Genomic DNA, 19,106 nt, shown 5'->3' on the forward strand with positions numbered 1-19,106 from the left:
GAACACCTCAACGCACAGCTGCCACGGCATCCCCGCACCACGGCGGAGCACCCCTCGACGCACCCGCTGCCGGGCACTCGCCACGCGTCATCCCGGCACGCATTTGGGCGGGATCCATATGCGAGATACCCGCCAAAAGCACCCGGGGGGGTCCCCCCCCCTGTCTGCTGCCCGGGCGGCCTGAGATCGATTGCCGCACAAGCGGAGTGGCGACCCAGACACTCCGGCGCGCGGGGGTGGTGAGGTCGTAGTTCGACGGTGTACGTTACGGACGACTGATTTCGCGCGTTCATGGGTAATACACCAGTGCGCCCGAGACCCGGTCGCTCCCCGCCGGCCCGCTACGCGTCTGTCGAGCAGCGACGAGGCGTGCGCAGCGCACGACACCGAAGGATTCCCGTGACCATCGCCGTGTCCGCATCCATTGCGACGGACAATCTCATGCACTTCCCCGGACGTTTCTCCGAGGCATTGCTTGCGGATCAGCTCCAGCACGTCTCACTGAGCTTTCTCGTCGACGATCTGGCCATCCGCCGCGGCGGCGTGGGCGGCAACATCAGTTATGCCATGGGCCTGCTCGGCAAGGGACCGCTGTTGCTCGGCGCGGTCGGAGCGGATTTCGCCGAGTACCGCGAGTGGCTGGAGCGCCACGGCGTCGACTGTTCGGCGGTGCTGACCTCCAGCACGGCGCACACCGCCCGCTTCATCTGCACCACCGACACCGAGATGGCCCAGATCGCGACCTTCTACCCGGGCGCGATGAGCGAGGCCCGCGACATCTCGATCGCGGAGGTGTCGCGCACCCGCGAGCTGGAGTTGGTGCTGATCGGCGCCAACGATCCCGAGGCCATGCTGCGCCACACCCGCGAATGCCGCGAACTGGGCATCCCGTTCGCCGCCGACCCGTCCCAGCAGCTCGCCCTGCTCGACGGCGACCAGGCCCGACAGCTGATCGAGGGCGCGGCGTACCTGTTCACCAACGAGTACGAGCTCGGCCTGCTGCGCCAGAAGACCGGTCTGACCCTGGACGAGATCGGCGCGCAGGTCGGCATCCGGATCACCACGCTGGGCGCGAAGGGCGTGCAGATCGTCGACCGCGACGGCACCGAGGTGAACGTCGAGGTGGTGCCGGAGCGATCGAAGGTGGACCCGACCGGCATCGGCGACGCGTTCCGCGCCGGATTCCTCACCGGCCACACCGCCGGGCTCGGCCTGGAGCGCGCGGCGCAGCTGGGTTCGCTGATCGCGGTGCTCGTGCTGGAGACCGACGGCCCGCAGGAATGGACGCTGGAGCGCACGGAGGCGCTGGATCGGCTGCGCGGCGCGTACGGCCCGGCGGCCGCCGACGAAATCGCGCCACTGCTGCGCTGACCGATCCGAAATCGCCTGCGCCGCCGCAAAAGTCGGCGCGGCGCAATTTCGCAATCCGCAATAGGTGAACCGGCGATTCCACCGTGCATGTTTCGTATCGACCGCGCCGCGGTATGCGGTGACGAGTCACAGTCGGTCGAATGCACGCCGATCGCCACCGAGCCATAGGGTATACGCATGGGATCCGACCGTTTGTATTTTCGTCAGCTGCTGGCCGGCCGGGATTGGGCCGTAGGCGATCCGATCGCCACGCAGATGCGCAATTTCGCGTATTTGCTCGGCGACAGAGACAGCGGTGAGTGTGTGGTCGTGGATCCCGCGTACGCCGCAACCGATCTGGTCGATATCGCCGAAGCCGACGGACTGCGCGTGAGCGGCGTGCTGGCCACCCATCACCATCCGGATCACGTGGGCGGGACAATGCTCGGATTCACGCTGCGGGGCGTGCGTGATCTGCTGGAGCGGGTCCAGGTTCCGGTGCACGTCAATGCCGAGGAATTGCCGTGGGTCGCCAATGTCACCGACATCGCGCCCAGCGAACTCACCGGGCATCAGCACGGCGACAAGGTGACCGTCGGCGGGCTCGAGATCGAATTGCTGCACACTCCCGGGCACACCCCCGGTAGCCAGTGCTTCCTGTTCGAGGATCGGCTCGTCGCCGGTGACACCCTGTTCGTCGACGGCTGCGGGCGCACCGATTTCCCGGGTGGCGATTCCGACGCGATGTTCCGCAGTCTCCGATATCTAGCGGGCCTATCGGGAGACCCGATCGTTTATCCGGGCCACTGGTATTCGCAGGAGCCCAACGCCGCGCTGTCCACCGTGCGCGACAGCAACTATGTGATGCGGCCGCAGACTCTGGAGCAATGGCACATGCTGATGCCGGGATAGTCCGGCCCGGCTCAGATCAGCTTGCGCATCCAGCCGTGAATATCGGCGAACGTGCCGCGCTGAATTCCGGTGAGCGTCTCGCGCAGCGCCATGGTGACCTCACCGGGTTCGCCGTCGCCGATGGTGAATTCGCCCTCGGCCGAGCGCACCGACGCGACCGGGATGACGACCGCCGCCGTGCCGCAGCCGAAAACCTCGGTGATCTCACCCGATTCGACGCCCTTGCGCCATTCGTCCACCGAGATCTTGCGCTCCTCCACCTGGTAACCGGAATCGGCGGCCAGGGTGAGCAGCGAGTCGCGGGTGATGCCCGGCAGCAATGAACCGGAAAGCTCCGGGGTCACCAGCCGCGCCTGCGAGCCCGCGCCGTACACGAAGAACAGGTTGTTGGTGCCCATCTCCTCGACGTAGCGGTGTTCGCAGGCGTCCAGCCACACCACCTGATCGCAATCCTGGTCGGCGGCCTGCTTCTGGGCCAGCAGCGAGGCGGCGTAATTGCCCGCCACCTTGGCCTCGCCGGTACCGCCCGGCGCGGCGCGCACGAACTCGGTGGACAACCAGACCCGCACCGGCTTGAGCCCGCGCGGAAAGTACGCTCCCGCAGGCGAACCCAGCAGCAGATACTTGTAGGCCTCGGCCGGTTTCACGCCCAGGCCCGCCTCGGTGGCGAACATGAACGGCCGCAGATACAGCGAATCCTCGCCGCCTGCCGCGGGCACCCAGTCGGCGTCGACCTCGAGTAGTTGGCGGATCGACTCGATGAACAGCTCCTCCGGGAGTTCGGCCATCGCCATGCGCCGCGCGGAGCGCTGGAAGCGGCGGGCGTTGGCGTCGATGCGGAAGGTCGCGATGCTGCCGTCGCCGTGCCGGTAAGCCTTCAGTCCCTCGAAGATGGCCTGACCGTAGTGGAACACCATGGTCGAGGGGTCCATCTGCAAGCTGCCGTACGGCTCGACCCGCGGATTGGTCCATTCCCCGCCCACATAGTCGATCGACACCATGTGGTCGGTGAAGAAGCGCCCGAAACCCGGTTCCACCAGCATCTCCTGCCGCCGCGCCGCCGGGGTGGGCGAGGGATGCGGGATACGGGTGAACTGCGCGGCAACGGTCATGAATCCGATCCTAGAACCCGGCGTTCCGCCCGCGATGCCAGGTCCGGCATCCCGCCGGCCTCCGGGTCAGGAGGTATGCGGGGTGACGAAAGGCGGGCGGGTCACCTCGGCGCGGAGGCGACGGCCGCGGACGTCGACCTCCACCTGGTCGCCCGGCGCCAACCCGGCCGCGGTGTCCAGCAAAGCCAGGGCGATGCCGACCTTGAGGGTCGGCGAGAAGGTGCCCGAGGTGGTCTCGCCGACGGTCTCGTCGCCGCGCAGTACCGTCTGGCCCTGGCGCAGCACACCACGGTCGAGTGCCTTGAGCCCCAACAGGTTACGGCGCGGGCCCGCCGCCTTCTCGGCCGTCAGGGCGTCGCGGCCCCAGAACTCCGGCTTCTTCCAGCCGACGGCCCAACCGCAGCGCGCCTGCACCGGCGAGATCTCCGGCGACAGTTCGTGACCGTGCAGCGGGTAGCCCATCTCGGTGCGCAGGGTATCGCGCGCACCCAGCCCGGCCGCCCGGCCGTCCCGGGCGCGGACCTCCGCGAGCAGCGCCCGGAACAGCGGTTCGGCGTCGGCCCAGCGCGGCAGCAGCTCGTACCCGTGCTCGCCGGTGTAGCCGGTGCGGCAGACCCGGACCGGGCGGCCGTCCCACTCGGCGTCGGCGAAGGCCATGTACTCCATGTCGGTCGGCAGGCCCAGCGCGGCCAACACCTCCGCCGAGCGGGGGCCCTGCACCGCGAACACGGCGTATCCGCGATGCTCGTCGGTGACGGTGATGCCGTCCGGCGCCGCCTTCCGCAGCTCGGCCACCACGGCGGCGGTGTTGGCGGCGTTGGGTACGAGGAACAGTTCGTCGTCGCCGACGTAATAGGCGATCAGATCGTCGATCACGCCGCCGTCCGGCGTGCAGCACAGCGTGTACTGCGCCTTGCCCGGCCGGATCCGGCCCAGATCGTTGGTGAGCGCCGAATTCACGAACTGCGCCGCACCCGCGCCGCGCACGGTCGCCTTCCCCAGATGACTCACGTCGAACAGGCCGACCGCCGTCCGCACGGCCGTGTGTTCGGCGACCGTCCCGGCGTACTGCACCGGCATCTCCCACCCACCGAACGGCGCGAAGCTCGCCCCCAGCTCCACGTGCACGTCATGGATCGGGCCCTGCAACAGATTCGAGTCGGTCACCCGAGCGAGCTTATCGACCTTCGCACCGCACGCCCCGGCAGCCCGGGCTCAGCCGGCGAACCACATGGGGTAGAGGGTGGGGCCGTTCTCGGGGAGGACGATCGGGCTGCCCTGATGGGCGAAACCGTGGCGGGCGTACAGCCGCGCGGAGCGCTCGGTGCTGGCCTCGAGGTAGGCGGGCAGACCGTCGTCCGCGGCGGCCTTCACCCGGGCCTCGACGATGGCACCGCCCGCGCCCGAGCCGCGGTGCCGCCGGAGGGTGACGATCGCATGGAGGTAGCGGTGCGGGAACTCGGTGGGATGACGTTCCGCGATCGCCGCGGTGACGGCCGCCATGCGACGGAACGGTGGGAGCGCGGTGCTTTCGAACAAGTGCCGCGCCTCCTCCGCCTCCTGCCGGATACGGTCGAGGTTCGGCACCGTCTGCCACAGTGACACCGACCAGATGTCGTCGGCTGCACCGGCTACCCAGATCTCGTCCTCACGCAGGGCGCGGGCGACCACCTCGGGCGCGTACTCGGCGCGGAACCGCTCCGCGATGTCGGGATGGCCGTCCATCACCCACGCCGAGACCGCCTCGTCGGCGCTCGCCTCGGCGAATACCCGCGCCACCGTCTCGGCCTCCGCCGGTTCCGCGCGGCGCACCGTCAGCTGTGTCTGCATGTGACCTCCCGATAGTGAACACTGTGTCTGACTGCCAAGGTATGGGTCTGCTAGCGGAGATACGAGCATTTCGTCACACTGCAATGTGTGATGAAATCCGGACCGGCCTGCGTCGCGTGCGGCGCGGCGATGACGCAGCCGCAGCGTGGCCGCCGACGCCGGTACTGCTCTCGCGCGTGCCAGGCCCGCGCCTACCGCGCCCGCCGCGACACCGTCGAGATTCCGCCTCGCCGCGCCCGGCCGCGACGGCTCACGTCGGTCGGAATCGTCCGAGCCGCAGTGGAATTGGCCGACCGCGAGGGCCTGCGAGCCCTGTCCATGCGCCGGCTCGCGACCGAACTGCGGGTGGCGACCGCCGCCCTGTACCGGCACTTCCCCGACCGCGACACGCTGCTCGCCGAGATGGCGGAACTGGTCATCGCCGAAAGTCCGCCGCCGTCAACGGATCTCACGGGATGGCGGGAGCGCATCGGGTACGAGGCCCGTGCGGAATGGCAGCTCTACCGGCGGCATCCGTGGATGCTGGCGGTCCTCGCGCAGACCCAGCCGCCGGTGGGCCCGGCACTACTCGACAGTTTGGAGAGGTTCTTCACCGCCCTCGCCGGGGCGGGCGTCGACCGCGACGGGGTGCTCTCGATCTACTTGTCGGTCTCCGGTCTGGTCCAGGGCCTCGCGCTGCTCCCCGGTTCCGAACACTCGCCCGATCCCGCCGGGGCCGAGGCATTCCGCGCCACGGCCGTCGAGCTGGTCTCCGCACACACCTACCCGACCCTGTCCCGCTACTTCGCCGCACCGACCGACACCATCGACCTGGATTTCGATCGGCTGCTGGAGAACGCCCTCGCACTGCTTTTCGACGGAATCGCGGCCCGGCACCCGTACCTCGGAAACGGCCGATCGGAGCCGTCCACCGCGGCGCCCGACGGCTCCGACGTGACGCCACACGGACCCGGCCCAACGCTCACAAATCCGCCCGACCAGTAGCCTTGTGCGCATGACAGCTGTTGCAGATCGTTCGCTCGGACCGGAATTGGCACGCACCGTAGACATCGGCGCCGACACCGATGTGCTCGTCATCGGGCTCGTCACGACCGACGACGGGCCGGCGGTCGCTCCGGACGACGCGTTCGACGACGTGCTGAGCGCGGAGGTCCGCGCGGCGCTGGCCGAGCAGTTGCGGGCCGTCGGGGCGAAGGGCAAGGCGGAGGAGCTGACCCGGATCCCCGCGCCGGCGGGCCTGGATGTCACCAGCGTGCTCGCGGTGGGGCTGGGCTCGGCGGACAAGCTCGACGCGGAGCAGATCCGCAAGTCGGCCGGGGTCGCGGGGCGCGCGCTCGCCGGTGTGGGCACCGCCGTCACCACCCTGTCGGGGCTGGATTTGGGCGCCGCGGCCGAGGGCTTCTATCTCGGCGCCTACACCTTCACCCCGTTCCGATCGGGGAAATCCGCGCCCAAGCCGGACGAACAGCCGGTGCGGCGCGTCGAATTCCTGGTCCCCGAACCGGGTTTCGGCGAGGAGGCGCTGTTCCGGGCGCAGAGCACCGCGGAGGCCGTTGCCACCGCCCGCGACTTCGTCAACACCCCGCCCAGTCACCTCTACCCGGCCGAATTCGCCGCGCGCGCACAGCAATTGGCCGAGGCTGCCGGGCTGGAAGTCGAGGTGCTCGATGAAAAGGCGCTGGAGGCACAGGGTTTCGGCGGCATCCTCGGGGTCGGCAAGGGTTCCTCGCGACCGCCGCGGCTGATCCGTATCACCCACCGCGGCGGGGCCAAGAAGGTCGCTCTGATCGGCAAGGGCATCACCTTCGATACCGGCGGCATCTCCATCAAGCCCGCCGCCAACATGGAGAACATGACCTCGGACATGGGTGGCGCGGCCGCGGTCATCGCGACCGTGCTGCTGGCGGCGCGGCTGAGCCTGCCGATCACGGTGACGGCCACCGTGCCGATGGCGGAGAATATGCCGTCCGCGACCGCCCAGCGGCCCGGCGACGTGCTGACACAGTACGGCGGGACCACCGTCGAGGTGATCAACACCGACGCCGAGGGACGGCTCATCCTGGCCGACGCCATGGTGCGCGCGGGCGAGGACGAGCCCGACTATCTCATCGACGTCGCCACCCTGACCGGTGCGCAGTTGGTCGCTCTCGGCACCCGGACCCCGGGCGTGATGGGCACCGACGAGTTCCGCGACCGCGTGGCCCGCGTCTCCCAGGAGGTCGGCGAGAACGGGTGGGCCATGCCGCTGCCCGCCGAACTGCGCGCCGACCTCAACTCGAAGATCGCCGACCTGGCCAATGTGACCCCGCACCGCAACGGCGGCATGCTCGCGGCCGGGCTCTACCTCAAGGAGTTCGTCCCCGAGGGCGTGCAGTGGGCCCACCTCGACGTCGCGGGCCCGGCCTACAACACCGGTGGCCCCTTCGGCTACATCGGCAAGGGCGGCACGGGCGTCCCCGTCCGCACCCTCATCGCGGTCTTGGACGACATCGCCGCGGAGTAGGGGCGACGTCCGGCCTGTGCGGACACGATCCGCGTCGTCACGGCGGATTCGGCCGTCTCGGCTGGGATTGTGTCCGCGCAGGCCGGGTTTCAGGAGGCGGGTTGGCGGCGGGTGGTGCGGTAGGCGGTGGGGGCCTGGCCGTGGATGCGTTTGAAGGCGCGGGAGAAGGCGAATTCGGAGGCGTAGCCGATGCTGCGGGCTACCGTGGCGACGGAGTCGGGGCTGTCGCGGAGGCGGCGGGCGGCCAGTTCCATGCGCCAGCGGGCGAGGTAGGTCAGGGGTGGTTCGCCGACGAGGGTGGTGAAGCGGCGGGCCAGGGTGGCGCGGGAGATCCGGACCCGGTCGGCCAGTTCGGCCAATGTCCAAGGGTACGAAGGGTTTTCGTGTAGCAGGGCCATCACCCGGGCGATCTCGGGGTCGCGCAGCGCCACCAGCCAGGACGCCGCCGCCTCGGTGCGCGACTCCGTCCACGCCCGCAGCGCGTGAATGAACAGCACGTCCACCAGCCGGTCGACCACGGTCTGCGTCCCCGGCCGCTCGGCGCCCACCTCGGCGCCGAGCAGCGTCAATGTCGCGGCCAGTTCGGGCCGGTGCGCGGCCTGTTCGGCAGACAGGTGCACCACCGGCGGCAGCAGCGTGAACAGCGGATGGGAACCGTAGTCGTCGTAGTGGTAGGCGCCGCAGACCGTACGCGTGCGCGGCCCGGGTCCGTCGAGCACGATCGCGCGGCGGCCGGGCGGCGGGGCTATCTGCCCGTAGGGAGTCAGCGGTGCGTCCGGCGTGCTCGCCAGCGCGTGCCCGCCACCGGTCGGCAGCAGCACGAAGTCGCCGGTCGCCAGGCGCAGCGGCGGCGCCTCGGCGCGCAGCAGCCAGCACTCACCGTCCACGACGGCGTGGAACGCGGCCATCGGCACCTCGTCCAGCCGCACACCCCACGACCCCGCCGCGGTCAGCTGGGCCATCACGACGCCGGCGACACCGGTCGCGGCCAGCACATCGGTCAGCACATCCACCGCACCAGTGTATGAGACTTCCGGCTATGGATTCGCGACGTCCGGCCATGGTCGCGGCGGCACCGCCGCCTTACTCTCGTCTACATGCCAGAAAGCTACGCGCACAACCTGATTCGATTCGAAGAACAGTACGCCGGACTACTGCCGGAGGACCTGCTGAAGCGGGCGCAGGACCATGCCGGGAGTCTCAGCGACCTCGGCTCCGACGCTCTCACCGCGGGCGCCCTCGCTCCGGACTTCACCCTGACCGACCAGCGCGGGGAGCCCTTCCACCTCGCGGCCGCCCTGCGCACCGGCCCGGTCATCGTGTCGTTCTACCGCGGCGGCTGGTGCCCATACTGCAACGTGCAACTGCACACGCTGCAGCAGGCGTTGCCCGAATTCCGCACCCACGGTGCACGACTCGTTGCGATCTCCCCGGACCAGCCGGACGATTCGCTGTCCACGGCCGAGCGCCACGCCCTGGAATTCGATGTGCTGTCCGATCCGGACAATCGCGTCGCCCGCGCCTACGGACTCCTGTTCACGGTGCCGGAGAACGTCCGCGACATCTACCGCACGGCGGGCGCGGACCTCACGGCCACCGACGCGAAGCTGCCGATCCCCGCAACCTACGTCGTCGGCACCGACCACCGCATCCGCTTCGCCCACGTCGACGGCGACTATCGGCAGCGAGCGGAGACCGCCGACCTCCTCGCCGCCCTGGGCGACCACGCGCCGACGGATGCCGCGGGCTGATCGGCGACCACTGAAACGGCTTGCGGCAGCGGACCGTCAGGGGTTGGGTTCGCCCAATTCCCGTTCCAGCGCCCGCTTCCGCTCGATGCGACGGCGGGCGTCGAAGTCTCGCATGCGCTGCGGGTAACCGGTGCGGCCGACGTCGTAGACGGGGATGCCGAGGCGGCCGGACAGCCGCCGGGCGCCTTGCTCCCCGACTATCCGCCGCGTCCATTCACCATCCGTGGCAACAAGAACCACCGTGACATCGGTCACGGTGGTTTTCGGCTCCACGTAGGCCTCTACGCCGATATGGGTGCGGACCCAATCGTCCAGATAGCGGAAATCGCCGGCACCGGAACCACCCGGCCCGCTGCGGCGGAAACGATCCAGCAAACCCATCTCCGCCCCACCTCCTCGCTCCAAGAACCGGACACGCTCGGACCCGGTCCATCGATACTGCCAGTAGGACGGCGTGCGCGGCGGGAGCCGTGTCCGCCCGCCGCGAACACCGCCGCCCGGAACGGGGTAGCACCCCGGACACGGCACGCCCTGTGCTACGCGCCGCGGCGGCGAGTGCAAGGATGGAGACTCGGAACATGAACCACACACGGATCTCCGGTGCCACACAGAATGTTCGGTGGCAGTTCGGGCAGCCGCCGCCATCGCGGTGGGCGTCCGCCGAGAGACGAACTGTTGTAGACCCGTCGAGCAGTTAGAGGAGTCAACGGACATGGCCTTCTCCGTCCAGATGCCAGCGCTTGGTGAGAGCGTCACCGAAGGCACCGTGACCAGGTGGCTGAAGCAGGAAGGAGACACGGTCGAGGTCGACGAGCCCCTGCTCGAGGTCTCAACCGACAAGGTCGACACCGAAATCCCCTCACCGGCGGCCGGCGTGCTGACCAAGATCGTGGCTCAGGAGGACGACGTCGTCGAGGTCGGCGGCGAGCTCGGCGTGATCGGCGAGGCCGGCGAGGCCCCCGCATCCGAGCCGGCCCCTGCCCCCGAAGCCGCCGCCCCGGCGCCCGCCCCCGCACCGGCCCCGCAACCGGCCGCCCCCGCTCCGGCTCCGGCGCCCGAGCCCGCCTCCGCGCAGTCCGCCGCGAGCGGTACCTCCGTGAAGATGCCCGAGTTGGGCGAGTCGGTCACCGAGGGCACCGTGACGCGCTGGCTGAAGCAGGTCGGCGAGCAGGTCGAGGTCGACGAGCCGCTGCTGGAAGTGTCCACCGACAAGGTCGACACCGAGATCCCGTCGCCGGTTGCCGGCACGCTGCTGGAGATCAGCGCGAACGAGGACGATGTCGTGGCCGTCGGCGGTCAGCTCGGCGTCATCGGAAGCGGTTCCCCCGCTGCCGCTGCCACTCCCGCGCCCGCACCGGCCCCCGCGCCCGAGCCGGCCGCAGCTCCGGCTCCGCAACCCGCCCCGGCGCCGGCCCCCGCACCTCAGCCCGCACCGGCCGCTCAGCAGGCTCCGGCACCTCAGCCCGCCGCCCAACAAGCACCGGCTCCCCGGCCCGCCCCCGCCGCTCAGCAGGCGCCCGCGCCCGCCGGAAACGGCGAGGCACCGTATGTGACCCCGCTGGTCCGCAAGCTGGCCGCGGAGAACAACGTCGACCTGGCCGCGATCAAGGGCTCGGGCGTCGGCGGCCGCATCCGCAAGCAGGACGTGCTCGCCGCCGCCGAGAGCCAGAAGCCCGCGGCGCCGCAGCCCGCCGCCGCACCGGCCGCGGCCCCGGCCGCGCAGTCCGCCGCCCCCGCCGCCTCGGTCGGTGTGCGGCCGCAGCTGCAGGCCCTGCGCGGCACGGTCCAGAAGGCCAGCCGCATCCGGCAGATCACCGCGGTCAAGACCCGCGAGTCGCTGCAGACCACCGCACAGCTGACGCAGACCCACGAGGCCGACGTCACCAACATCGCGGCACTGCGGACCCGGGCCAAGGACGCGTTCAAGGAGCGCGAGGGCGTCAACCTGACGTTCCTGCCGTTCTTCGCCAAGGCCGCCGTCGAGGCGCTGGGCGTGCACCCGAACGTGAACGCCTCCTACAACGAGGACACCAAGGAGATCACCTACCACTCGGCCGTGCACCTGGGCATCGCGGTGGACACCGAGCAGGGCCTGCTCTCCCCGGTCATCCACAACGCCAGCGATCTGTCGCTGGCCGGGCTGGCCCGTGCCATCGCCGATATCGCCAACCGGGCCCGCACGGGCGGCCTGAAGCCGGACGAGCTGGCCGGCGGCACCTTCACGATCACCAACATCGGCAGCCAGGGCGCGCTGTTCGACACCCCGATCCTGCTGCCGCCGCAGTCGGCGATGCTGGGCACGGGCGCGATCGTGAAGCGGCCGGTGGCGATCGCCGACAACGGCAACGAGTTCATCGGCATCCGCTCGATGTGCTACCTGCCGCTGACCTACGATCACCGCCTCATCGACGGCGCCGACGCGGGCCGCTTCCTCACCACCATCAAGCACCGGCTCGAGGAGGCCGCGTTCGAGGCCGACCTGGGCCTGTAACGGGAGAACTCGGTTACCGCATGAAGGTTGTGATCGCCGGATCCTCCGGGTTGATCGGGACGGCGCTGGTGGCGGCCCTGCGACGGGACGGGCACGAGGTGGCCCGCCTGGTGCGCCGTCGCGCGGCCGGTCCCGACGAGTTCTCCTGGGATCCCGTCCGCGCCCGGGTGCCGCAGCCGGCGCTGCGGGGCGCGGACGCGGTGGTCAACCTCTGCGGCGCCGGTCTCGGGTCGCGGCGCTGGACCGGCAGCTTCAAGCAGGAGCTGCGGGACAGCCGCCTCACACCCACCGACGTGCTCGCCGAGGCGGTCGCCGCCGCGGGCGTGCCCACGCTGGTCAACGCCAGCGGCGCACACTACTACGGCGGCGGCGCCGGCGACCGCGTGATGACCGAATCCGATTCCGCGGGAACGGGTTTCCTCGCCACGCTGTGCCGCGACTGGGAGGGCGCGACGCGGCCGGCGGCGGACGCGGGCGCGCGCGTGGTGTTGCTCCGCAGCGCCATCGTGCTCGCCCGGCGCGGCGGCATGCTGGGCATGCTGCAACCGCTGTATTCGCTGGGCCTGGGCGGCCGGCTGGGCGACGGCCGCCAGTACCTGCCGTGGATCTCGCTCGACGACGAGATCGGCGGCATCGTCTTCGCCCTCACCCACGACGCCGTGTCCGGCCCGGTGAACCTGACCGGCCCCGCCCCGGTGACCAACGCCGAATTCAACCGCGCGCTCGGCCGCGCCATCCACCGCCCGGCCCCGTTCGTGGTCCCCGCCTTCGCCCTGCGCCTGGCCCTCGGCGAGTTCGCCGACGAGGCGATCCTGCACGGCCCCCGCGCCATCCCCACGGTCCTCGAATCGGCCGGATACCGCTTCCAGCACAACACGATCGGCGAGGCCCTCACCGCAGCCGTAGGCAAATCGTCCGCCTGACCGCACGACGACCGGCCTGGATCTCCGGACGCCGCCATGCGCCGCTACCGTCGTGCCGTGGGCGAGAACGGAACGGTCGGTGTGGTGATCCGGGACGCGCGGGAGACCGATCTGCCGGAGATCCTGGCGATCCACAACAATGCCATCGCCGCGACGACCGCGATCTGGGATACCGAGACGGTCGGACTCGAGGAGCGGCGGGCGTGGTTGCGGGACCGCCGGGCCGCGGGCTACCCCGTGCTGGTCGGGGAGATCGAGGGCGCGGTCGCGGGGTACGCGAGCTACGCGCAGTGGCGGCCGAAATCGGGATACCGGCAGACCGTGGAGAATTCGGTGTACGTCGCCGACAGCTATCAGCGCCGCGGCGTCGCCACCGCCTTGCTGACGGAGTTGCTGGCGCGGGCCGAGCGGTCCGGGCGAGTACACGCGGTGATCGCCGCGATCGAGTCCGCCAACACCACCTCGATCACGCTGCACGAGCGGTTCGGCTTCCGGATCGTGGGTGAGCTGCCCGAGGTGGGCCGGAAGTTCGGCCGCTGGCTGGACCTGACATTGATGCAGCTCACGCTGCCTGTCGACCCTCTCCCGGAGCCCGGTAACCATGGCGTAACCTCGCTCTGGTGAGCGAGCCTGCCAGCGCACCTTCTTCTCGGGGCGAGCCTACGAGCAAACCTCTGTCGACCAGCGGCCCCGGCGGCCACCGCGCCACAGGCTCGGCCCGCTACGACGACACCCCCGTTCTCGTCGAAAACCTCGGCCTCATCGACTATCACAGCGCCTGGGACATCCAGCGCGCCATCGCCGCGGAGCGAGCCGAGGGCCGCGGCCAGGATCGGCTGCTGTTGCTCGAGCACCCCTCGGTGTTCACCGCCGGCCGCCGCACCGAGGCGGGCGACCTGCCACTCGACGGCAGCCCGGTGGTTCAGGTCGACCGCGGCGGCAAGATCACTTGGCACGGTCCGGGGCAATTGGTCGGCTACCCGATCGTGCGGCTGGCCGAGCCGCTCGACGTCGTCGATTACGTCCGCCGCCTGGAGGAGGCCCTCATCACCGTGTGCACCGGCTTCGGCGTCGGCTGCGGCCGCGTGTCGGGCCGATCCGGCGTCTGGGTGCCCGCGACAGCCGCCCAGCCGGAACGAAAGGTCGCGGCGATCGGCGTGCGCGTGCAGCGCGGCGTCGCCCTGCACGGCATCGCCCTGAACTGCAATTCCGCCCTGGAAGGCTTCGAAACGATAGTGCCCTGCGGCATCCACGACGCCGGGGTGACGACGCTGAGCCGGGAGCTCGGCCGCGAGGTCACCGTCACCGAGGCGCTCACCCTGGTCTCCGACGCGATCCTGCGCGCGCTCGACGGCACGCTGCCCGTCACCGACCACGATGTCGCCCGGGTCACACCCCTCGGCAACGGGAACGGAGCACCCGCCGCGGCCGAATGATCACGGCGTAGCATCGGTCCGGTGACCTCCGTCGACACCCCGACATCGAACCGCTCGGCACCACAGAACGCCGCAGCGCCCAACGGCCGCAAGCTGCTTCGCATCGAGGCCCGCAACGCGGAGACCCCGATCGAGCGCAAACCGTCGTGGATTCGCACCCGCGCCACCATGGGCCCGGAGTATTCGGAACTCAAGGGCCTGGTGAAACGCGAAGGGCTGCACACGGTCTGCGAAGAGGCGGGCTGTCCCAACATCTTCGAATGCTGGGAGGACCGCGAGGCCACCTTCCTCATCGGCGGCGAGCAGTGCACCCGCCGGTGCGATTTCTGCCAGATCGATACCGGCAAGCCGGCCGCGCTGGACCGCGACGAGCCGCGCCGGGTCGCCGAGAGCGTGCAGACCATGGGGTTGCGCTACTCCACCATCACCGGTGTCGCGCGCGACGACCTCGAGGACGGCGGCGCCTGGCTGTACGCGGAGACGGTGCGCGCCATCAAGCGGCTCAACCCGCACACCGGCGTGGAGCTGCTGATCCCGGACTTCAACGCGATCCCCGAACAGCTGGCCGAGGTGTTCTCCGCCCGGCCGGAGGTGCTGGCGCACAACGTGGAAACGGTGCCCCGGGTCTTCAAGCGCATCCGCCCCGCCTTCCGCTACGAGCGGTCGCTGCAGGTCATCACCGCCGCCCGCGAGGCCGGGCTGGTCACCAAGTCCAATCTGATCCTCGGCATGGGCGAGACCCCGGAGGAGGTCACGCAGGCGATGCGCGACCTGCACGAGGCCGGTTGCGACATCCTCACCATCACCCAGTACCTGCGGCCCTCGCCGCGGCACCACCCGGTCGAGCGCTGGGTGAAGCCGGAGGAGTTCGTCGAGCACTCCCAGGCCGCCGAGGAGATCGGCTTCGCGGGTGTCATGGCCGGGCCGCTGGTCCGCTCGTCCTACCGCGCCGGCCGGTTGTACGCCCAGGCGATGAAGCGCCACGGCCGCGAACTGCCCGCCGAGATGGCCCACCTCGGCGACGAGAGCACCGCCTCCCAGGAGGCCACCTCGGTGCTGGCCCGCTTCGGTTCCTGACCTCTCCCGGGACGCGTCCCGGGATCTCACGAATCGCTGACAGGCCGCGGTTCCGGTGGGAAGCTCGGATAACCGCACGTGTCGACTCCGGGAGCGAGGACACACATGGCCGAGAGAGCGAGCACATCGGCAGGCGCCAACGGCACGACCATCATGGCCGCCCGCCCCGACGCGATCCGCAATGTCGTCCTGGTCGGCCAGAGCGGCTCGGGCAAGACCACGGTGGTGGAGGCCCTCGCGGTCGCCACCGGCGCGGTCACCCGGGCGGGCCGGGTCGAGGACGGCACCTGCGTCTCCGACTACGACGACATCGAACAGCGACAACACCGGTCCGTCCAGCTGTCGGTGGTACCGATCGGCTGGGACGGATTCAAGATAAACCTGCTCGACACACCGGGTTACGCCGATTTCGTCGGGGAGCTGAGGGCCGGTCTGCGCGCTGCGGACGCGGCCCTTTTCGTCGTCTCGGCGGCCGCGGGCGCGGCGGGTGTGGGCGGGCAGACGATGGCGCTGTGGGAAGAATGCGCGAGCGTCGGCATGCCGCGCGCGCTGGTGATCACCCACCTCGACGCCGCCCGCGCCGATTTCGACGAGATCACCGCGACCTGCCGCGAGTTGCTCGGCGGCGGCGCGGCGGAAAGCATGCTGCCGCTGCACCTTCCGGTGTACGGGCCGCGGGGCGCCGACGGGCACCGGCCCGTGACCGGCCTGATCGACCTGCTGAGCACACATGTCTTCGACTACTCGGCGGGGGCGCACACGCAGGCCGAGACCACCCCCGACCAGGCGGCGCTGATCGACCAGGCACGCGGGCGGCTCATCGAGGGAATCATCGCCGAGAGCGAGGACGAGACCCTCATGGACCGGTATCTCGAGGGCGCGGAGATCGACCTCACCACCCTGGTCACCGATCTGGAGCGGGCCGTCGCGCGCGGCACCTTCCACCCCGTCCTGCTCGCGGCGCCGCCGCCGGAGGGCGCCCGCGAGGGACTGGGCATGGTGGAGATCCTGGAACTGATCACGCGCGGATTCCCTACTCCCGCAGAGCATTCCGTATCGGCGTCCGAGGTCGACGGCGCGCGCCCGGTCCCGCTGTCCTGCGATCCGGACGGCCCGCTGGCGGCGGAGGTGATCCGCACCGCGTCCGACCCGTACGTCGGGCGGCTGTCGCTGGTGCGGGTGTTCTCCGGGACGCTGCGCGCCGACGACACGGTGCACGTCTGCGGGCACGGCCCGATCGAGGCGCGCAATCACGACATCGACGAGCGGGTGGGCGCGGTGTCGCTGCCGTTCGGCAAGCAACAGCGTCCGCTGGGTCAGGCCATCGCCGGGGACATCGCCTGTGTGAGCAAGCTCGGGCACGCCGAGACCGGTGACACGCTGTCGGCCAAGGACGCCCCGCTGCTCATCGAGGCGTGGCGGATGCCGGAACCGTTGCTGCCGGTCGCCATTCGCGCGCACGGCAAGGCCGACGAGGACAAACTGTTGCAGGGGCTGGCCCGGCTGGTCGCGGAGGATCCGGCGGTGCGACTGGAGCAGAACGGGCAGACCCGTCAGCTGGTGCTGTGGTGCCTGGGCGAGGCGCATCGCGAGGTCGCGCTGGAGCGGCTGCGGTCGCGATTCGGCGTGCAGGTGGACACGGTCGAGCACCGGGTAGCGCTGCGCGAGACGTTCGGCAGTACCGCGACCGGGCGCGGACGGCACGTCAAACAGTCCGGCGGGCACGGCCAGTACGCCATCTGCGAGATCGAGGTGGCGCCGCTGCCGGAGGGCTCGGGCATCGAGTTCGTGGACAAGGTGGTGGGCGGAGTCGTGCCGCGGCAGTTCATTCCGTCGGTCGAGAAGGGCGTGCGGGCGCAGGCGGCGAAGGGCGTGGCCGCCGGGTATCCGCTCGTCGATGTGCGGGTGACGCTGTTCGACGGCAAGGCCCATTCGGTCGACTCCTCCGATTCCGCCTTCCAGACCGCCGGTGCGCTGGCGTTGCGGGAGGCCGCCGCGACCGCGCGCATCAGCCTGCTGGAACCGATCGCCGAGGTGGCGGTCACCGTCTCCGACGACTATGTCGGCGCCGTGCTCAGCGACCTGTCGAGCCGCCGCGGCCGGGTGCTCGGCACCGAACCCACCACCGGCGCCCGCACGGTGATCCGCGCCGAGGTCCCCGAACTCGAACTCAGCCGGTACGCCATCGATCTGCGCTCCCTCGCCCACGGCAGCGCCCAGTTCACCCGCGCCTACACCCGCCACGAGCCGATGCCCGCGCAGCGCGCCGACGCTCTGCGAGCCCAGTCGAACGGTTCGGGCTGAGGCCGCCCACGTCCCCCCGCCGAAGCGACCGGGCATCCCCGATATCCTGGTGACCATGGCAGCAGGTAAGGGCGGGAAGCCGTCCAAGGAAGCGAAGGCCGCGGCGAAGGCGGCGCGCAAGCAGGCGTCGAAGGAGCGGCGCCAGCAACTCTGGCAGGCGTTCAACATGCAGCGCAAGGAAGACAAGCTGCTGCTGCCGCTGATGCTCGGCGCGTTCCTCGGCATCGCCGTAGTGCTGTTCGTGATCGGCCTGTTCGTGAACCTGCAGTGGTTCTTCCTGCCGGTGGGTCTGCTGCTGGGCGCGCTGGTGGCGTTCATCCTCTTCGGGCGCCGGGTGCAGCGCAATGTGTACGCCAAGGCCGAGGGCCAGGCGGGCGCGGCGGCCTGGGTGCTCGACAATCTGCAGGGCAAGTGGCGCGTCACCCAGGGTGTCGCCGCCACCACCCAGCTCGACGCCGTGCACCGCGTGATCGGCCTGCCGGGTGTCATCCTGGTCGCCGAGGGCTCCCCCTCGCGCCTGAAATCGCTGCTGGCCCAAGAGAAGAAGAAGACCGCCCGGCTCGTCGGCGACACCCCGATCTACGACGTCGTCATCGGCAACGAGGAGGGCCAGGTGCCGCTCAAGGGCCTGCAGCGCTACCTCACCAAGCTCCCCCGCAACATCGACACCAAGCGCATGGACCTCATCGAGGGCCGCCTCTCCGCCCTCGCGACCCGCGGCGGACCCGCCCTGCCGAAGGGCCCGCTGCCGGCCGGCGCCAAGATGCGCGGCATGCAGCGCACCATCCGCCGTCGCTGAGTATTTCGCGTCGGGCCCGCGTCCCCGAGGGCGCGGGCCTTTGTCGTCGCTACCGCGAACGGACGAGGGCGGTGCCGGTGGCGCGGTCGTGCATGCCGCGGCCGTCGGAGTCGGTGAACAGGGCGGGGACCACGAAGATCAGCAACACCTGCCGCGCCAGGGCGCGCACGACACCCACCGTGGCCTCGGCATCGACGCGAATCACGCGCAGGCGCAGGAAGTATTGGCCGGGAGTGAACCCGAACAACGTCACCGTGACGACACCGATCACGAACCACACCAGCAGCGTGAGCGTGTTGATCGAGCCGCCCCGCGCGATGATCGCGGCGATCCCCATCGCGATGAACCAGTCCACGAACAGCGCGACGATCCGCCGCAGCAGCGACACCAGCGACCCGGCGCCGGATTTCGGCAGCCCCAGCAGTTCGCCCGGATACTCGCCCGTGCCCGGCTGATCCGGGTCCGCCGCATTCGGTCCGGACAGCCAGGAACCGGTGATTCGCGCCATGCCCCCAGCTTAGGCGGCGGGTTTCTGCCGACCACGTCACACCCGGGACCGCGGCAGCGTCACCGCGCTATTTTCGCGCGACCGGAAAGCATGCGAGTTGCGCGCGGGAA

General features: G+C 70.4%; 18 protein-coding genes. 12 read left to right on the forward strand and 6 right to left on the reverse strand.

What is annotated here, in order from left to right; genetic code table 11:
• The first annotated feature begins 399 nt into the window (after window positions 1-399).
• Both QH470_RS08865 and QH470_RS08870 read left to right on the forward strand, forming a co-directional pair.
• Entirely contained in the window at window positions 400-1,371 is a 972-nt protein-coding gene (locus tag QH470_RS08865) for a carbohydrate kinase family protein (RefSeq protein WP_280271797.1), read from the forward strand.
• Between the two features lie 177 nt (window positions 1,372-1,548).
• On the forward strand, window positions 1,549-2,262 hold the full coding sequence (locus QH470_RS08870; protein ID WP_280271798.1) for an MBL fold metallo-hydrolase: 714 nt from the start codon (window positions 1,549-1,551) through the stop codon (window positions 2,260-2,262).
• An 11-nt stretch (window positions 2,263-2,273) separates the two neighbouring features.
• Here QH470_RS08870 and QH470_RS08875 read toward each other — a convergent pair whose 3' ends face one another.
• The 3 genes from QH470_RS08875 to QH470_RS08885 form a co-directional block, all read right to left on the reverse strand.
• Window positions 2,274-3,374, reverse strand: coding sequence for a branched-chain amino acid aminotransferase (locus tag QH470_RS08875; protein WP_280271799.1), 1,101 nt, complete (start codon window positions 3,372-3,374; stop codon window positions 2,274-2,276).
• 66 nt (window positions 3,375-3,440) lie between these two features.
• Window positions 3,441-4,541: a glycine cleavage system aminomethyltransferase GcvT gene (gene gcvT / locus QH470_RS08880; protein WP_280271800.1), complete on the reverse strand. Its 1,101-nt coding sequence runs from the start codon at window positions 4,539-4,541 to the stop codon at window positions 3,441-3,443.
• A 48-nt stretch (window positions 4,542-4,589) separates the two neighbouring features.
• The gene (locus QH470_RS08885; protein ID WP_280271801.1) at window positions 4,590-5,204 is read right to left on the reverse strand and encodes a GNAT family N-acetyltransferase; all 615 of its coding nucleotides are present in this window, start codon (window positions 5,202-5,204) and stop codon (window positions 4,590-4,592) included.
• 90 nt (window positions 5,205-5,294) lie between these two features.
• On the opposite strand from QH470_RS08885, the gene QH470_RS08890 reads away from it, so the two are divergent.
• A complete protein-coding gene (locus tag QH470_RS08890; protein ID WP_280271829.1) occupies window positions 5,295-6,188 on the forward strand; it encodes a TetR/AcrR family transcriptional regulator in 894 nt (297 codons plus the stop codon).
• Between the two features lie 10 nt (window positions 6,189-6,198).
• Window positions 6,199-7,707, forward strand: coding sequence for a leucyl aminopeptidase (locus tag QH470_RS08895; RefSeq protein WP_280271802.1), 1,509 nt, complete (start codon window positions 6,199-6,201; stop codon window positions 7,705-7,707).
• A gap of 89 nt (window positions 7,708-7,796) precedes the next feature.
• Here the strand turns inward: QH470_RS08895 and QH470_RS08900 are convergent, their stop codons facing one another.
• On the reverse strand, window positions 7,797-8,720 hold the full coding sequence (locus tag QH470_RS08900) for an AraC family transcriptional regulator (RefSeq protein WP_280271803.1): 924 nt from the start codon (window positions 8,718-8,720) through the stop codon (window positions 7,797-7,799).
• A gap of 84 nt (window positions 8,721-8,804) precedes the next feature.
• Between QH470_RS08900 and QH470_RS08905 the strand changes: the two genes are divergently transcribed.
• On the forward strand, window positions 8,805-9,458 hold the full coding sequence (locus tag QH470_RS08905; RefSeq protein ID WP_280271804.1) for a peroxiredoxin-like family protein: 654 nt from the start codon (window positions 8,805-8,807) through the stop codon (window positions 9,456-9,458).
• Between the two features lie 36 nt (window positions 9,459-9,494).
• Here the strand turns inward: QH470_RS08905 and QH470_RS08910 are convergent, their stop codons facing one another.
• Window positions 9,495-9,839 (reverse strand): oxidoreductase, encoded by a 345-nt coding sequence (locus QH470_RS08910; protein ID WP_280271805.1) that lies wholly within the window; start codon window positions 9,837-9,839, stop codon window positions 9,495-9,497.
• Between the two features lie 331 nt (window positions 9,840-10,170).
• On the opposite strand from QH470_RS08910, the gene sucB reads away from it, so the two are divergent.
• The 7 genes from sucB (at window position 10,171) to QH470_RS08945 (ending at window position 18,488) form a co-directional block, all read left to right on the forward strand.
• Window positions 10,171-11,949, forward strand: coding sequence for a 2-oxoglutarate dehydrogenase, E2 component, dihydrolipoamide succinyltransferase (gene sucB / locus QH470_RS08915; RefSeq protein WP_280271806.1), 1,779 nt, complete (start codon window positions 10,171-10,173; stop codon window positions 11,947-11,949).
• Between the two features lie 20 nt (window positions 11,950-11,969).
• A complete protein-coding gene (locus tag QH470_RS08920; RefSeq protein ID WP_280271807.1) occupies window positions 11,970-12,872 on the forward strand; it encodes a TIGR01777 family oxidoreductase in 903 nt (300 codons plus the stop codon).
• 81 nt (window positions 12,873-12,953) lie between these two features.
• Entirely contained in the window at window positions 12,954-13,496 is a 543-nt protein-coding gene (locus QH470_RS08925; RefSeq protein WP_280271830.1) for a GNAT family N-acetyltransferase, read from the forward strand.
• Between the two features lie 50 nt (window positions 13,497-13,546).
• A complete protein-coding gene (gene lipB, locus QH470_RS08930; RefSeq protein ID WP_280271831.1) occupies window positions 13,547-14,308 on the forward strand; it encodes a lipoyl(octanoyl) transferase LipB in 762 nt (253 codons plus the stop codon).
• Window positions 14,309-14,329: 21 nt separating this feature from the next.
• Window positions 14,330-15,385 carry a lipoyl synthase gene (gene lipA, locus QH470_RS08935; RefSeq protein ID WP_280271808.1) on the forward strand — a complete coding sequence of 352 codons (1,056 nt, stop codon included), beginning with the start codon at window positions 14,330-14,332 and terminating at the stop codon, window positions 15,383-15,385.
• Window positions 15,386-15,490: 105 nt separating this feature from the next.
• Window positions 15,491-17,689 (forward strand): elongation factor G-like protein EF-G2, encoded by a 2,199-nt coding sequence (locus QH470_RS08940; RefSeq protein ID WP_280271809.1) that lies wholly within the window; start codon window positions 15,491-15,493, stop codon window positions 17,687-17,689.
• A 55-nt stretch (window positions 17,690-17,744) separates the two neighbouring features.
• Window positions 17,745-18,488 (forward strand): DUF4191 domain-containing protein, encoded by a 744-nt coding sequence (locus QH470_RS08945; protein ID WP_280271810.1) that lies wholly within the window; start codon window positions 17,745-17,747, stop codon window positions 18,486-18,488.
• A 49-nt stretch (window positions 18,489-18,537) separates the two neighbouring features.
• Here the strand turns inward: QH470_RS08945 and QH470_RS08950 are convergent, their stop codons facing one another.
• Entirely contained in the window at window positions 18,538-18,996 is a 459-nt protein-coding gene (locus tag QH470_RS08950) for an RDD family protein (RefSeq protein ID WP_280271811.1), read from the reverse strand.
• Window positions 18,997-19,106 lie beyond the last annotated feature (110 nt).

It is taken from the genome of Nocardia wallacei (assembly GCF_029868745.1).
GTDB classification, from domain to species: domain Bacteria; phylum Actinomycetota; class Actinomycetes; order Mycobacteriales; family Mycobacteriaceae; genus Nocardia; species Nocardia wallacei_B.

Bases quoted from the DNA above. Each gene is read 5' to 3' on its own strand.
- QH470_RS08895 (WP_280271802.1), top strand. From the start codon at position 6,199: ATGACAGCTGTTGCAGATCGTTCGCTCGGACCGGAATTGGCACGCACC.
- QH470_RS08920 (WP_280271807.1), top strand. From the start codon at position 11,970: ATGAAGGTTGTGATCGCCGGATCCTCCGGGTTGATCGGGACGGCGCTG.
- QH470_RS08940 (WP_280271809.1), top strand. From the start codon at position 15,491: ATGGCCGAGAGAGCGAGCACATCGGCAGGCGCCAACGGCACGACCATC.
- QH470_RS08890 (WP_280271829.1), top strand. From the start codon at position 5,295: ATGAAATCCGGACCGGCCTGCGTCGCGTGCGGCGCGGCGATGACGCAG.
- QH470_RS08945 (WP_280271810.1), top strand. From the start codon at position 17,745: ATGGCAGCAGGTAAGGGCGGGAAGCCGTCCAAGGAAGCGAAGGCCGCG.
- QH470_RS08910 (WP_280271805.1), bottom strand. From the start codon at position 9,839: ATGGGTTTGCTGGATCGTTTCCGCCGCAGCGGGCCGGGTGGTTCCGGT.
- QH470_RS08885 (WP_280271801.1), bottom strand. From the start codon at position 5,204: ATGCAGACACAGCTGACGGTGCGCCGCGCGGAACCGGCGGAGGCCGAG.
- sucB (WP_280271806.1), top strand. From the start codon at position 10,171: ATGGCCTTCTCCGTCCAGATGCCAGCGCTTGGTGAGAGCGTCACCGAA.
- QH470_RS08870 (WP_280271798.1), top strand. From the start codon at position 1,549: ATGGGATCCGACCGTTTGTATTTTCGTCAGCTGCTGGCCGGCCGGGAT.
- QH470_RS08950 (WP_280271811.1), bottom strand. From the start codon at position 18,996: ATGGCGCGAATCACCGGTTCCTGGCTGTCCGGACCGAATGCGGCGGAC.
- QH470_RS08905 (WP_280271804.1), top strand. From the start codon at position 8,805: ATGCCAGAAAGCTACGCGCACAACCTGATTCGATTCGAAGAACAGTAC.
- QH470_RS08875 (WP_280271799.1), bottom strand. From the start codon at position 3,374: ATGACCGTTGCCGCGCAGTTCACCCGTATCCCGCATCCCTCGCCCACC.